The organism is Bradyrhizobium sp. IC3123 (assembly GCF_020193625.1).
Taxonomy (GTDB): Bacteria; Pseudomonadota; Alphaproteobacteria; order Rhizobiales; family Xanthobacteraceae; genus Bradyrhizobium; species Bradyrhizobium yuanmingense.
In genome coordinates this window covers 341685-356437 of sequence record NZ_JADYVF010000001.1, presented here as the reverse complement: position 1 = coordinate 356437, position 14753 = coordinate 341685, and the positions used below count along the sequence as shown (strand labels likewise).

14 protein-coding genes are annotated in these 14753 nt (G+C 63.7%); all 14 read left to right on the top strand.

The window, feature by feature from the left end:
- Nucleotides 1-3: 3 nt before the first annotated feature.
- The 14 genes from I6F20_RS01865 (at nucleotide 4) to I6F20_RS01800 (ending at nucleotide 14750) form a co-directional block, all read left to right on the top strand.
- Nucleotides 4-615, top strand: coding sequence for an HAD family hydrolase (locus I6F20_RS01865; RefSeq protein WP_225124887.1), 612 nt, complete (start codon nucleotides 4-6; stop codon nucleotides 613-615).
- A complete protein-coding gene (locus I6F20_RS01860) occupies nucleotides 612-1649 on the top strand; it encodes a phosphotransferase (RefSeq protein ID WP_225124886.1) in 1038 nt (345 codons plus the stop codon). The genes I6F20_RS01865 and I6F20_RS01860 overlap by 4 nt, the downstream gene beginning before the upstream one ends.
- Entirely contained in the window at nucleotides 1624-2472 is an 849-nt protein-coding gene (locus I6F20_RS01855; protein ID WP_081493800.1) for a transketolase, read from the top strand. Before I6F20_RS01860 ends, I6F20_RS01855 begins: the two co-directional genes overlap by 26 nt.
- 10 nt (nucleotides 2473-2482) lie before the next feature.
- Entirely contained in the window at nucleotides 2483-3442 is a 960-nt protein-coding gene (locus I6F20_RS01850) for a transketolase family protein (RefSeq protein ID WP_036010951.1), read from the top strand.
- An 8-nt stretch (nucleotides 3443-3450) separates the two neighbouring features.
- Complete coding sequence (locus I6F20_RS01845; protein ID WP_036041517.1) at nucleotides 3451-4557, top strand: DegT/DnrJ/EryC1/StrS family aminotransferase; 1107 nt, start codon at nucleotides 3451-3453, stop codon at nucleotides 4555-4557.
- The gene (locus I6F20_RS01840) at nucleotides 4547-5665 is read left to right on the top strand and encodes a DegT/DnrJ/EryC1/StrS family aminotransferase (protein WP_057029625.1); all 1119 of its coding nucleotides are present in this window, start codon (nucleotides 4547-4549) and stop codon (nucleotides 5663-5665) included. Before I6F20_RS01845 ends, I6F20_RS01840 begins: the two co-directional genes overlap by 11 nt.
- Complete coding sequence (locus I6F20_RS01835; RefSeq protein ID WP_025037016.1) at nucleotides 5662-6468, top strand: sporadic carbohydrate cluster 2OG-Fe(II) oxygenase; 807 nt, start codon at nucleotides 5662-5664, stop codon at nucleotides 6466-6468. The genes I6F20_RS01840 and I6F20_RS01835 overlap by 4 nt, the downstream gene beginning before the upstream one ends.
- A complete protein-coding gene (locus tag I6F20_RS01830; protein WP_036010940.1) occupies nucleotides 6461-6853 on the top strand; it encodes an LIC12192 family sporadic carbohydrate cluster protein in 393 nt (130 codons plus the stop codon). The genes I6F20_RS01835 and I6F20_RS01830 overlap by 8 nt, the downstream gene beginning before the upstream one ends.
- Before the next feature lie 25 nt (nucleotides 6854-6878).
- Nucleotides 6879-7544: a class I SAM-dependent methyltransferase gene (locus I6F20_RS01825; protein ID WP_036027638.1), complete on the top strand. Its 666-nt coding sequence runs from the start codon at nucleotides 6879-6881 to the stop codon at nucleotides 7542-7544.
- On the top strand, nucleotides 7522-8106 hold the full coding sequence (locus I6F20_RS01820; protein WP_225124884.1) for a WbuC family cupin fold metalloprotein: 585 nt from the start codon (nucleotides 7522-7524) through the stop codon (nucleotides 8104-8106). The genes I6F20_RS01825 and I6F20_RS01820 overlap by 23 nt, the downstream gene beginning before the upstream one ends.
- Nucleotides 8107-8110: 4 nt before the next feature.
- A complete protein-coding gene (locus tag I6F20_RS01815) occupies nucleotides 8111-9871 on the top strand; it encodes a hypothetical protein (protein ID WP_225124882.1) in 1761 nt (586 codons plus the stop codon).
- 315 nt (nucleotides 9872-10186) lie between these two features.
- Complete coding sequence (locus tag I6F20_RS01810) at nucleotides 10187-12085, top strand: hypothetical protein (protein WP_225124880.1); 1899 nt, start codon at nucleotides 10187-10189, stop codon at nucleotides 12083-12085.
- 244 nt (nucleotides 12086-12329) lie between these two features.
- A complete protein-coding gene (locus I6F20_RS38150) occupies nucleotides 12330-13535 on the top strand; it encodes a class I SAM-dependent methyltransferase (protein WP_036010928.1) in 1206 nt (401 codons plus the stop codon).
- Between the two features lie 9 nt (nucleotides 13536-13544).
- On the top strand, nucleotides 13545-14750 hold the full coding sequence (locus I6F20_RS01800; protein ID WP_225124879.1) for a class I SAM-dependent methyltransferase: 1206 nt from the start codon (nucleotides 13545-13547) through the stop codon (nucleotides 14748-14750).
- Nucleotides 14751-14753: the final 3 nt, after the last annotated feature.

Sequence of the window (14753 nt, the reverse complement as noted above, 5' to 3'; positions counted from 1 at the left end):
GGCGTGCGGATCGGCATCGATTTCGACAACACGATCATCTGCTACGACAAGGTCTTTGCCGCGGCCGCGCGCCAGCGCGGGCTGGTGCCGGAGGGCTGGGACGGGCTGAAGACCGACGTGCGGGATTTCTTGCGATCCCGCGCCGGCGGCGAGCTTGCCTGGCAGGGGCTGCAGGGCTTCGTCTACGGCAAGGGAATCGGCGGCGCCGAGATCAACCCTGGCGTCCGCGAGTTCCTTGCCGCGTGCCGCAAGGCCGGCGCGAGTGTCCATATCGTCAGCCACAAGACGCAGTTCGGCCATCAGGATCCCGATCGGGTCGACTTGCGCGAGGCTGCGCGTGGCTGGCTGAAGAGCGTGGGCCTCATCGACACCGCCGACGCGGCGATCTCGGCGGGCAATGTCTATTTCGAGGACACGCTGGCGGCCAAGGTCGAGCGGTTGGCAAGCCTGCAGCTCGACATCTTCATTGACGATCTCGTCGACGTCTTCGAGCAGCCGCATTTTCCGAAGGCGACGCGATCGATCCTGTTCACGCAGTCGCGGCCGCCGCATCCCGCGCATTGCGAGCCGCTCGCGACCTGGGCCGATATCCACCGCGGAGTATTCGGGGCATGAGCCAGCCGGACCTCAGCGTACAGGATGCGGTCTCGATCGGCAGCCGCCTCTCCGGGGCGCGGGTCGCGGCGGCGCAACCGGCGCGGGCCGGCGGCAACAACCGGGTGTTTCGGCTGGAGATGGCGGAAGGCCCGCCCCTCGCCCTCAAGCACTATCCGTCCGACGGGCGCGATCGGCTGGGACAGGAATATGACGCGCTCTCGTTTCTCTCGCGCCACGGCATCAATGCGACGCCGCGGCCGATCGCGAAGGATCCGGCCGCGTTCTGTGCGCTGTATCAATGGTTAGACGGTGAACCCGCGGTCCTGCATCCGCAGCCCGACGACGCCGACCAGTTGGCCGATTTCCTGATCGAGCTGCAAAAGCTGCACGACGCTGAAGGCGCGCAGACTCTGCGGAATGCGTCGGCCAGCATCTTCTCGGCCGAGGCGGCCATCGCCCAGTACGAGCAACGCCTCGACGACCTGAGGCGGACTTCGGATGATCATCCGGATCTGCGCGCGTTCATGGACGGCAGCCTGGTTCCCACCGCTGCCGTCGCGATCCGGCAACTCCGTCGGCGCTATGCGGAACGGGGCCTGGATCCCGCCGCGGACCTTGCGCCCGCCCAACGTGCATTGAGCCCGTCGGATTGCGGACTACACAACGCACTGCGCACCGACGACGGCAAATTGCGCTTCATCGACTTCGAGTATTTCGGCTGGGACGACCCGGTCAAGCTCGTGTCCGACACCGCGATTCACCCCGGCAGCGGTCTGCCCGTGGCCGATGCGAACCGATTGATCGAGCGGCTCTCGCGCGCTTTCGCGGCTGGGGATGACGCGTTTGCGGTCCGCCTTGACGTACTGTATCCTGTGTTCGGGGCGATTTGGTGCCTGATTGTCCTGAATGCCTATTTGCCGGAAAGCCGCTCCCGGCGTGCCCTGGCTGCGCAAGGTGGCGATCTGACGGTCCGCCTTGCCGGCCAGCTCGACAAAGCCCGTCGGCTCCACCAAACGATTTGCCAACGTGATCCAGATCTCACCCCACGCTGAAGCTGCTCTCACCTGCACGCTGGACGAGCGGAGCCTCTATTTGCGCCGCCTGGTCCTCGGTTCTGTCCGCTCCGCGGGACGCGGCCATGTCGGGCCTGCCCTGTCGCTGATCGAGATGGTCCGCGTGCTTTACGACGACGTGCTGCGGATCGACCCGAAGAACCCGGGCGATCCCGATCGCGACCGCGCCATCCTCAGCAAGGGACACGGATGTCTGGCGCTCTATGCGCTATTGGCCGACCGCGGCTTCTTCCCGCTGTCGGAGCTGGACGGCTTTTGCGGTCCCGACAGCATTCTGGGCGGACATCCCGAATACGGCATGGTGCCCGGCGTCGAGGCCTCGACCGGCGCGCTCGGACATGGCCTCTCGATCGGCGTCGGCCTTGCGCTCGCCGCCCGCATGCGCGAGCGCAGCTACCGCACCTTCGTGCTGCTCGGCGACGGCGAGATCAACGAGGGATCCGTGTGGGAAGCGGCGATGGGCGCGACCAAGCACGGCCTCGACAACCTCGTCGCGCTGATCGATTACAACAAGCTGCAGAGCTACGGCCCAACCGACTACGTGCTGCCGCTGGAGCCGCTCGCGGACAAATGGCGCAGCTTCGGCTTCGCCGTGCAGGAGGTCAACGGCCACGACGTCGGCGCACTGCGCACGGTCCTGAAGCAGCTCCCGGCCGTTGCCGGCAAGCCCACCGCCATCATCTGCCATACCGTCAAGGGCAAGGGTCTTCCGGCTGCGGAATCCAATGCCGATTGGCATCACAAGAACAAGCTGACCGACAGCGAGCTCGACGCCATTCGCGTCGCCGTCGGCGATTTTTGATCGGCTCCCCATGCGCAACACCGCGATGAACATGGTCCACAAGCTCGCCGCGCGCGACGAGCGTGTGCTTTACATCGGCTCCGATCCGGGTGCCGGCACGCTGCGCGCGATGAGCAAGGAGTTTCCCAAGCGCCACCTGATCGAGGGCATCTCGGAAGCGCATATCATCGGCATGTCGGCCGGTCTCGCGATGGAGGGCTTCGTGCCTTACGTCAACACCATCGCGACCTTCCTCACCCGCCGCTGCTACGAGCAGGTCGCGGTCGATCTCTGCCTGCACAATCTGCCGGTACGGCTGATCGCCAATGGCGGCGGCCTCGTCTATGCGCCGCTCGGTCCCACGCACCAGGCGATCGAGGACATCGCCATCATGCGGGCGCTGCCCAACATGACGGTGATCTGCCCGTGCGACGCCGACGAGGCTGCGCGCATGATGGAGCAGACGCTGGATTGGAAGGGCCCGATCTACATCCGGCTCGGCAAGGGCGGCGATGCCATCGTGTCCAAGGCCGAGCACGGCTTCGAGATCGGCAAAGCCATCCTGATGCGGCCGCCCGGCGACGTCCTCATGGTGACCACCGGCATCATGCTCCAGCGCGCCCTCGCCGCAGCCGACCTGCTGGCCGCGCAAGGCATTCGCGCCGGCATCCTGCACATGCATACCGTGAAGCCGCTCGATACCGCAGCGCTGCTGCAGGCGATCCGCGGCACCAGGCTCGTGGCCACGCTGGAGGAGCACGTGCCCTCCGGCGGCCTCGGCAGCGCGGTCGCGGAGGCGCTGATCGACAAGCTCGGCTCCGGTTTCCCTGCGATGCTGCGGCTGTCGCTGCCCGACCGCTTCATGCACAATTACGGCTCTCAGGACTCGCTGCTGAAGAAGCACGGGCTCTCCGCCGGCGCCATTGCGACCTCGATCGAGCATGCGCTCGCGGCGTCGCACACCCCCTCACCTCAACTTCATTCCACCTGACGGGTCACATGTACGACGTTCGATATTCCTATCTGCTCGAGCAATTCGCGGATCCCGCACCGATCCTCGCCGAGATCGGCCGGCTGGTTGCGACCGGTGACTTCACCCTTGGCAAGCCCGTCGCCGAGTTCGAGAAGCGCTTCGCCGAATTGATCGGCGTCCGGCACGCCATCGGCGTCGGATCCGGCACCGACGCGCTCAAGCTGCCGCTCAAGGCGCTCGGCATCGGTCATGGCGACGAGGTCATCACCGCCGCGAACACCTTCATCGCCACGGTCGGCGCGATCGCGGAAACCGGCGCGACGCCGGTTCTTGTCGATTGCGACGATTCCTTCTGCATGAACGTGGACCAGGTCGAGGCTGCCATCACCGGGAAGACCAAGGCGATCATGCCGGTCCAGTTGACCGGCGAGGTCACCGACATGGGCAAGCTGATGCCGATCGCGCAACGCCACAATCTGCCGGTGGTCGAGGACGCCTGCCAGGGCATCCTGTCGGAGTTCGCGGGAAAACGCTCCGGCACCCACGGCATCGCGGCCGGCTTCTCGCTGCATCCGCTCAAGAACCTCAACGTCTGGGGCGATGCCGGCGTCGTCGTCACCAATGACGACGGCATGAACGAAAAGCTCCGCCTGATCCGCAACCACGGCATGAAGAACCGCGACGAGATCGCGATCCTCGGCTGCAACTCGCGGCTCGATTCCTTGCAGGCCGTGGTCGGCAACTGGCTGATCGGCCAGACCAGCGAGATCACGCGCCGCAGAATCGAAAATGCGGCCTACTACGATGCGGGTCTCGCCGGCCTGCCCGGCCTGCGCGTCCCGCCGCGCCGTCCCAACGTGAAGCACGTCTACCATCTCTACATGGTGTTCGCCGAACGTCGCGACGAGCTCTACAAATATTGCCTGGACAACGGCATCGAGGCCAAGATCCACTATCCCATCCCGCTGTATCAGCAGGAAGGCCTGAAGCATCTCGGCTACGCGCCGGGCACGTTTCCGGTCACCGACCGCCACGCCAAGGAAGTCATCAGCTTCCCGGTCGACCAGCACCTGACGCGCGCCCAGCAGGACCGCGTCATCGAGACCGTCAGGAAGTTCTGCCATGGACGCTGACACCGGCCGCCGGCGCATCGGCTACGTCAATCTTCCCGCGCAGTTCGAGGAAGAGCGCGCCGAGATCCTGCAGGCGGTCGAGGGCGTGTTCCAGCGCGGCGACTTCATCGGCGGGGCGGCGGTCGGAAGGCTCGAGGAGGAATTGTCCGCCTATCTCGGCTCGCCGCATGTGGTGACGCTGAATTCGGGCACCGACGCGCTGATCCTCGCCATGCGGGCGCTCGACATCGGTCCCGGCGACGAGGTGATCACGCCGCCGAATTCGTTCGTGGCATCGACCGCCGCGATCATCGCGGTCGGCGCCACGCCGGTGTTTGCGGACGTGCTGCCGGACCAGAACATCGATCCGGCCGCGGTCGAGGCCGCCGTCACGCCGCGGACCAAGGCGATCATGCCGGTGCATCTGACCGGACGCATGGCCGACATGGCTCCGCTGATGGCGATCGCTGCGAAGCACGCGCTCGCCGTGATCGAGGACAGCGCCCAGGCGGTCGGCTCGACCTATGACGGCCGGATGAGCGGCACGATCGGCACCTTCGGCTGCTTCTCCGCCCACCCCTTGAAGAATCTCAATGCCGCCGGAGATGCCGGCTTCCTCGTCACTGCCAACGCCGAGCTTGCCGCAAGAATCCGACGGCTGCGCAATCACGGCCTGATCAACCGCAGCGACGTCCAGGAATGGGGGATCGTGTCGCGGCTCGACACGCTCCAGGCCGAGGTGCTGCGCATCCGCCTGCGCCACCTTTCTTCCGTGATCGAACGCCGGCGGCGCAACGCCGCGCAATACCGCGCCGAGCTCGCCGGCCTGCCCCTGTTCATTCCGCCCTGCCGGAACATCGAGTTCAACACCTTCCACACTTTCGTGGTGCAGACCGAGCGTCGCAACGACTTCCAGAAATATCTTGCCGACAAAGGCATCGAGACCGCGATCCATTATCCGGTCCCGATCCACCTGCAGCCGGCAGCAGCGCATCTCGGCCATGGCCGCGGCGCGTTCCCGGTGACGGAACGGCAGGCGGACCAGATCCTCACGCTTCCCATCAACCAGTTCCTGTCGGCCGCCGACATCAGCTATATTTGCGCGACCGCCCGGGAGTATTTTGCATGACGGACACGGACTTCCTGCACGCCGACGAGCAGGCGCTGGCGCAGCGTTTCATCGACGATGGCTTCGTCACCACCCCCGCCGACGATCGCGCCGGGCTCGACCGGATCCAGCGTCGTGCTGCCGAGCTCGCGGCGGACTATCTGAAGCTGCCGCACAGCAACGATCCCTACGCGATGCTCGACACCATCCACACGCGGGTGAGCGTGGATGATCTCAACGGCCTGCGGCTGCACGTCTTCAACGGCCTCAACGCCGAGCCCTGGTTCCGGCCGACCTATTTCCGCCTGGCGCGCTCGACGATCGAGACCATCGTCGGCAACGAGCTCTGCATGCAGCGCCGCGTCAATCTCAGCATCCAGCTTCCCGGCGACAGCTCCTCGCTGCTCGCCACCCATTCCGACGTCTGGTCGGGCGACTCGCCGTTCGAGGTCGTGGTGTGGGTGCCGCTGGTTGATGTCCACCGCACCAAGTCGATGTATCTGCTGCCGCCGTCCCTGAACGGCGAGATGCAGGACCGGATGGCGGCCTTGCGCAGCGCCGAAGAGCTCTACAAGACCATCAAGCCGCACGCGACCTTCATCGAGATTCCCTACGGTCACGTCATGCTGTTCAACCAGACCCTGATGCACGGCAATCGCGTCAACGAGGAAGCCGGCACGCGCTGGAGCATGAACTGCCGCTTCAAGAGCATCATGTCGCCCTACGCGGACAAGCGCTTCGGCGAGTTCTTCGAGCCGATCCTGCTGCGCCCCGCAACCCGTGTCGGGATGCAGTACAAGCTGCCGGGAGGCTTCCATGGCTGAGCGAGCCGGCCACCGCGGCTATATCGGCGCCAGGCCGCTGAACGGCAGCCGCACCCCGCAGCACGTCCAGAACATCGTGATCCGCGACTATGCGCGGCGCAAGAACCTGCACTATCTGTTGAGCGCCGCCGAGCACACCATGCCCGGCAGCTACATGGTGCTGGAAGACATCCTGGACGAGCTGCCGCAGCTGCGTGGCCTGATCCTCTACAGCATCTTCATGCTGCCGCCCGACGAGGCTCGGCGGCGGCAGATCTACGACCGCGTGCTGCGCGAGGGCTGCGATCTCCATGCAGCGGTCGAGGAGATCACGCTGGCGTCTCAGAAGGACATCCAGGCCGTCGAGGACATCCTGCTCGTCAACAGGTTCGCGACTATCCTGTGATGATGCCGCGGACCGGTTGGCCCCCATGACCGAGATCAACCTGCTCCAGCCGATGCACGCATCGACGAGGCGGGACTACGTCCAGCGCGTGGTCGAGCACGACAAGGCGGAATCCGCCACTGTGGCGCGGCAATGGGGACGCGACTATTGGGACGGCGACCGGCGCTACGGCTACGGCGGCTATCGCTATGACGGACGGTGGCGCCCGCTCGCCCAGACCCTGATCGATCGCTACGGCATCAAACCGGGCATGAGCGTACTCGACGTCGGCTGCGGCAAGGGCTACCTGCTCTATGAGTTCACCCAGCTCGTCCCCGATCTCAGGATCGCCGGCATCGACATCTCCGAGTATGGCATCGCCAACGCCAAGGAGGAGGTGCGGCCGCATTTGAAGGTCGGCAGCGCCGTCGAGCTCCCCTACCCCGACCACAGCTTCGACCTCGTCGTCTCGCTCGGCGTGCTGCACAACCTTCCGCTCGAGGACGTGTTCCGCGCAGTGCCCGAGATCGAGCGCGTCGGACGCGGCACCTCGAAATATCTGATGGTCGAATCCTTCCGCAACGAGCGCGAGAAGGCCAATCTGCTTTACTGGCAGCTCACCTGCCTGAGCTTCCACGGCCCGCAAACATGGGCCTGGATCTACGACAAATGCGGGTATCGGGGCGACCATGGGTTCATCTTCTTCGAATGAGGCAGGCCTGCACCGGCCGACCTCGTTGCGCGCGCAAAATCCGGAAGTGTACTATTCGGACGATGCCATCGTCACCGCGGACGATGCCACGATCGCGGAGCTGAAGCGCATCGCCGCCGGCAACCCGCGCCTGCGCAGTCGGCTGTGCACGCATCCCGATCCTTCGTCCGGACTGCACGAGATGCTGATCGTGCACCATCGCGAAGCCTATGTGCGGCCGCACAAGCACCTTGGCAAACCTGAATCGTTCCACGTGATCGAGGGGACCGCGCAGGTCGTGATCTTCGAGGACGACGGCGGCATTCGCGAGGTGCTCGAGATGGCGCCCTACGGTCAGGGCAAACGCTGCTATTATCGCATGCCGGAACAGGTCTTCCACTCGATCCTGATCACCTCGGAATGGCTGGTATTTCACGAAACCACCGCCGGCCCGTTCGATCCTTCGCGCACGGCATTTCCCGATTGGGCGCCTGATGGCAGCGACGCTGCCGCGGTGCAGGACTACGTGATGAGAACTGGCACCCTCGCTACGGAGTATTTGGAGAGACGAGGCAAAGCTTAGGACCATGGCCACGCCCGTCGGTTTCGGTGATACTCGCACGAATGTAGACCCGATAGCTGCGGCTCTCCGACAACGGGAGCGGGCGGGCATTGGATACGTCTACGTCGCTCTGGTTCTCGCCTTTGTTACGGCCGTGCCCGCGCTGTTCGCGCGTGAGGTCTTCGGCGACGATTGGACTGTGTACTACATCTATTGGACTCAAGGTGCCGCCGGCGTCGCTCGCGTGCTGTGGGAGTCGGCACACGCCGGCTTCGCAATCCCGATGACGCTGTTTGTGGCGCTTTTGAACGATACTCCCGATGTCTCTGCGCGGCTCGCGGGACTAGCCTGCCATCTGGTCAACGGCGTGTTGCTTCACTCCGTCCTGTCGCGATCATCCTATACCAGACGGATCGCCGGTCTTGTCACGGCTCTGTTCCTGCTCAGCCCGTTCTATGCAATTCGCCTGACACTCAACGCGGTCTACGACTTCTTCCTGCTCTTCTATCTGCTGTCCTACGAGCTGTCCTATTCGAAGGTGCGGGCGCTTCGATGGAGCGCACCTTTTTGTCTGTTATTCGCGTTGTCGCTCGAGACTCTGATCGCCCTCGAACCGGTTCGCGTCGTGCTCGCCTGGTCTGGTCCCGAGCGGTGGAGGCAGAAACTCGCGCGTCTTGTACCGTTCTGGCTGGCCGTTGCAGCCATGATCGTTCTGCGACTGACAATTCTGGGGAAGAGCGGCCACTACGCCGGACAATACAGTTTCGCGAACGATTTCTCGATCATAGCCAATGCGCTCTATGCGCACCTCATGGCCTTCCCGAGCGGCCTGAGCTACGCATATTCTCACGGGGTTGCGCTGCTGGGGCTTCCTGTTTCCGCGGCAGTGACATTGGCCACGATCGCCGTCTTTGCCCGGTTCTCATCGACAGCATTGTGGACGCCCTGGCTGCTGAACGGCCGCTCGACCACGAATGCGATGCTTCTGCTGCTGGTGCTGGGAGCCGCGATTGCCCTCATCGGCGCGCTGCCCTACGCTCTTACCGGAATTTATGGCGACGTGACGCGGGGCGAGTCCAGGCTACTCTTTCCCTCGCAGTTCGGCGTCTTGATCCTGATGGCGACCGTTGTGCAGGCGATTCCGGGATCGCGCGTCCGCGCAGCCGTCGCGGGGGGCTTGGTCGCGATCTTCGCCTTGTCGTCGGCTCACGATTCCAAATGGCTGCTCTACGACGGGTTGCTCAGCAGCGACATGCTGCGGCAAGTCCGAGCAGCCTTGCTCGCGGACCCCGAGCCAAAGGTCGTTAAGCTCCAATTCGAGAACTCGCACGTCTTCTCGTTCCGCTCACGATGCCTCGGCGGCAATGACATGAACGTGGCACAGACGATCCTGCGGGATGAAAATCGCGAGCGGTCGTTTATCTACACGGACTACTGCGGGGATTTTACTGATCCTCATTTCGTTGTGAACGGCAACTGCCCGGTTTCCTACCTCGAGACCTTTCCTTGCCCACCCCGTCGCGAGACCTGGCGCTATCGCGCCGCCCCGGGAATTCCACGACCCGACGACATTGGATTCATCGAGCTTCTGACGGCGACCCTCGGAAATAACTCCTCGGCCACGGAGGGCCGCGGTGAACTGATGCAGTTGAAGGATGGAGAGCCGGCCCCTGTGGCGAGAGCCGAGTATCGGCCGCCTTGCAATCGGCCTGGCGTCCGAGGCGCAGCCTGGTTGCTGGCGCTGCCGGCCCCGGCATGTGAAGGTGCTGCCTCTGGAGTTCGCTAGAGCATGCGTCAGCCATGGAGGGTTCCAGCGCCCATCGTCCAGACACAAACATTGCCATGCCGGAGGCAACCACGGGCTTCGCGGGATTGTTCAGGGAACGCTGTGGTGGTAGAAGCGCCTCGCAACGGGAAGTTCAGGCAATTGGGGACTGGACGTGATTTCAGAGAAAGTTAGATTTTCTGCTGTGTTCGACGCAGCCTCCTCCCCGACTTCGATCGTAGCTAGCCTCGAGACCTCCTAGTGGAGTACACAAGGGAATTCTCGATCGCCGCCAGAGCTGTTGTGGCCGCCCTGCTGGGATGCGCCGTCGCCTACGTGGTGCTGCTGCTGGTGAAAAATCACCTTCCGTCATTTCAATCAAATTTCGTCGAAGGCTTCGACATGGCCTTGGCAGACAGGAATTGCGATTTCTGCAAGAAGGCGTTCTACGGCTCGTTCTTCCTGTCCGGGCCGATTGCGGCAGCAGCGGCATTGTACGCGACGTATCGATCATCGGGCTCGCTCGCACTGAGCGCCATCACGGCGAGCTTCGTCTATCTTGCCCTCGGCGCTGCCAACGATTGGAGGAGCCCCGGGATCGCGATCGCCCTGCTGGCGGTCGCCGCTATCACCGTCGCGCTCAATCGAGACGCCAACAATTACCTTCCTGCTGCAAAACCCTCGACCGACACCCGGTTCAGCGTGGGGTCCGGCGATCTGCTCGCGATCATATTCCTCGCTCTGCTGCTGATCCCCTCCGACCTCGAAGGCCTGACCGCGGCCGTGAGGGACGAAGCGCACAAGGTAAGTTACTTCATCGGTCCCGCGCTTTATGGCTACGCCCCCGGGCTCGTTCCCGGATTGGACTTCCATTCGCATTACGGCCCTGCGCTCGGCTGGTTCTTTCATCTCATCATGGGAGATGACTGGAAATCGGCGGCGATGCGAGCGGTCGGATTGAACATCGCGGTCACGCTCGCGACCTACGTCCAGGCCTACTTTCTTCTGTATTACTTGATCCGCTCGAAGCTTGCCGCGATCGCCGTCATCACGGCGCTCGCCGTGCTGGCTTTCTCTACGACCGGCCAGTTCTACTCGCCATCTGCCTACCCGACGCGATTTCCGCTCTTGATCGTCTTTGCGCTCGCGATCAGCCTGCACTGCACCGCTCCCGGGCGCCTGACATGGCTAATCCTATCGGCCATCATGTGCGCCGTCTCGCTGCTCTGGCAGACCGAGATCGGGCTGTTCTTCCTTGTGACGGGTACCTTCGTCGCGGCGATCGCCGGAGGGTTTCCGAACTATCGCAATGCCCTCGTGTTCGCAGTCACATCGATAGGTGCCGCAATCCTAATGTGCCTGGTGCTGTTCGGCACGAGAGCCTTCTCCCTGGAGTTTCTGATCGAATGCTTTCGCCCGCTCGTACTCTACGGGACCGGGTGGGGAAGCACGCCCATCAAATGGGACTTGGGCTGGGGCATCATCTACAATCTGCCGCTCCAGATCGTCGGATGCATCACTGTCGGCTGGGCCGCGATCCGGCTGTCACGGCCCTCCGATTCTTGGCATGACCGGTTCGTGACCGGGATTCTGCTGACGCTGTCGATGATTGGCATGGCGCTGATGATCAAATGGGTCAACCGGACGCTGGACGCTGTCTGGCACCAGAACGCGTTGCCGCTGGTGATGGTCTCGGCCTGGTGGATCCGCCAGTTTTCAACGGGGTGGCAACCGTCGTTCCGAAGAACCGCCGGCGCCATAACGGCCGCTGCGACCGTTCTTGCGCTGCTGTTCGTCCAGGACAAGAACAATCCCCACCTCTACGGCCTGAGATCGTATGCAACTTATCCCAGCCTTCTGCGGTGGCCGTTCGTCTCGAGCCCGGCGGTCACGTGGCAGGAGGACCTGGATCAGATCACCGAGGCCGATGCGAAGTTCATCCAGGATAAAACCAGGCCAGACGAGAGGGTTCTGGTCATCGCCCTCAGGGATTGGGCCTATCTGGCCCAGGCCCATCGGGCGCCGATGGCCTATTTCATGCCGTTCCTGGTGTCCTTTGACGCGCGGTTCCTGGATCGCTCGATGAACCCGGCGGACCGGCTGTTCTACGACAGCATGGTTGAGCGCAGGCCGGAGTACCACCATGTTCAAGAGGTCATGAAGCGGATCAAGCGGGATTTCGTGGCCGTGGAGACCCGGGGTAATTTGACACTCTACGAGCGGCGGCGGCCTTGACGTCGACCGTGCTCGCAGTCGTCGCGCGCGTACATGGCCGGCCGCATCCACCTCCAATTGAGGGACGGCGGCACGTCTTGCAAGACCTATCCACGGCTGCTACCTGCTTTGGCCGAGAACGCACAGGCCGGAGGAATGCCCCGCGTAACCCGGTTATGATGTATCCGGGAGCGTCTCGTTGCCGGCCACGCCGGTTTCCATTGAAGGTCGCCTCGTCAGACCTGCTCAAATGCGAGAATAATCAGTGACCGATCATTGCCGCCTCTGCCATTCGACCAACCTGCGACCGGTCATCGACCTCGGGCAAATGCCAATCGCGCATCGACTTCGGCGCAGCCGGAACGAGCAGGAGGAGCGGTATCCGTTCGAGGTCCTCGCCTGCGGCGACTGCGGCCTGCCGCAGATCGTCAAGCCGATTGATCCAGACATCCTCTATCGCCAGTTCAACTACAATTTCAGCAGCTGGAAGCCGGAGCCGCACCAGGTCGACGAGCTCGACACCATCGCGAAATTCTCGAAGCACCAATCCGTGTTCGAGATTGGATGCAACGACGGCCTGTTCATGGATAAGTTGCGCGAACGCGGCGCGAAGGTCTTGGTGGGTGTGGAGCCCAACCCCGTGTCGGGCAAGATTGCCCGCGAACGCGGCATCAAGGTCTATTCCGACATGATCAGCCCGGCCCTGTGTCACGACGCAGTCGCCCAGTCCGGCAAGTTCGATCTTGTGGTCTCGCGCCAGGTGCTGGAGCACATCGTCGATTTCGAGAACTTCTTCGACTGCGTGAAGATCGCGCTCAGCGACGACGGACTGCTGTTCATCGACGTGCCCGACTTTGATCCCGGTTCAACGGCGGGCGACCTCTCCGTGCTGTGGGAGGAGCACGTCAGCTACTTCACCGAGCCGACGCTACTCGCGCTCTTGGTCCGCCACGGCTTCGAGGCCGTCTCGGTGAAGAAATACAATTTCAGCGGCGGCAGCCTCGCGATCGCCGCCCGTCGTGCAACCCGCGACGTGACGCCGCCGCCTGCGCCCTCCGGCGTCGGCGAGAAATTCGGCCAGCGCGCAAGGGAGTACGGCGCGCGCCTGCGGCCGATCCTCGCCAAGGCCCGTGCGAACGGCGCCGAGATTGCCATCTACGGCGCGGGCTGCCGCGCCTGCACCTTCACCAACGCGCATGAGCTGGCGGAGCTCGTCGATCTCTCCGTCGACGACCAGAAGGAGCGCCAGGGGCTGTTCCTGCCCGGCACCGGCATACCGATCCGTTCGCCGGACGAACTCGCCGGCAAGTCGGAGCCGCTCGTCTGCCTTCTCGCCGTGAACCAGGAAAACGAAGCCAAGGTCAGCAGCCGGCTGCGCGAGAACGTGAAGCGGCCGCTGCACATCGTTTCGATTTTCGCGCCCTCCGACATCTGGAGCGAGCTCGACCGGCTCGAGGCGGCCTTGGGTTAGGGACGCGGCATGGCTGACGAGAAGCTCTTCAATTACTACGAACGTCAGGACGTCCTACCGACGTTCGGGAATTTCAAATCGGCCGCCGAACTCGATGCATATGCCAGCCAGCGGCGCGAGCTGTTTTCAGACAAGCTCGTGCTGCCGCCGCGGCTGTTCCGCGATGCGGAGGTGCTCGAATTCGGTCCTGATTCCGGTGAGAACGCGCTGGTGTTTGCCGGCTGGGGCGCAAACATGACGCTCGCCGAACCGAACCGGCATGCGCATCCGAAAATTGAGGCCTATTTCGCGCATTTTGGCCTGACCGAGCGCCTGCGCGAACTCGCGTTGGCCGATGTCGAGGGATTTCGCAGCGAGCGCCGCTACGACATCATCGATGCCGAAGGTTTCATTTACACCGTGCAGCCGACTGAAAATTGGCTCGGCGTCTTCGACCGGCTGCTCCATCCGGACGGTTTCGCCGTCGTATCCTATTACGAGCGCTATGGCGGCTTCTTCGAGCTCGCGCTCAAGGCAATCCATGCCGCCGGCAAGGCTTTGTCAGGCCGTCCCGCACTCGAAACCGCGAAGACGCTTTTCGACGCGAAATGGAACAGCATTCCGCACACCCGCAGCTTCGAATCCTGGCTGATGGACGTGCTCGAGAACCCGTTCGTCCGGCATCGGTACTTCCTCGACGCAGCCGCCTTGTGCACGGCAGCGCATGAGCAGGGATTCGACATCCATTCGGCGTGGCCAGCCTATCGCGACAGCCTGGACGTCTACTGGCACAAGAAGGTTCTCTCCGCCGACGAGAAGCTGCGGCGTGCGGCGCGCCATCTCCACCGCAGCCGCCTCAGCTTCCTCGGCGGACGCAAGCTCTACCTGGTCGGCAAGGCCGATGCCGTGGCGGCGATTTCGGCATCGATCGAGACGCTGGTTCTCGACGTCGACGCGATGATCGACGCCCCCTTCGGCGAGAGCCTGCCGCGCGTGATCGCAAGCCTTGCGTCCTTACGCGAGGCGATCCGAACGACGGACATTCTCGCGGACGATGCTTCCGACATCGAAACCATCGTTGCGACGCTCGACAGTTTCCACCGCATCTTCGCCGCGATCGGGCGACGCGATGCGCCTGCGGTCACGGCCCTGACCCAGACAGATCCGGCATTCATCAACACCTGGGGACAGCCGGCGCATTTCCTCGTCATCCGGAAGCGCTTCAAGGGATCATAGCCA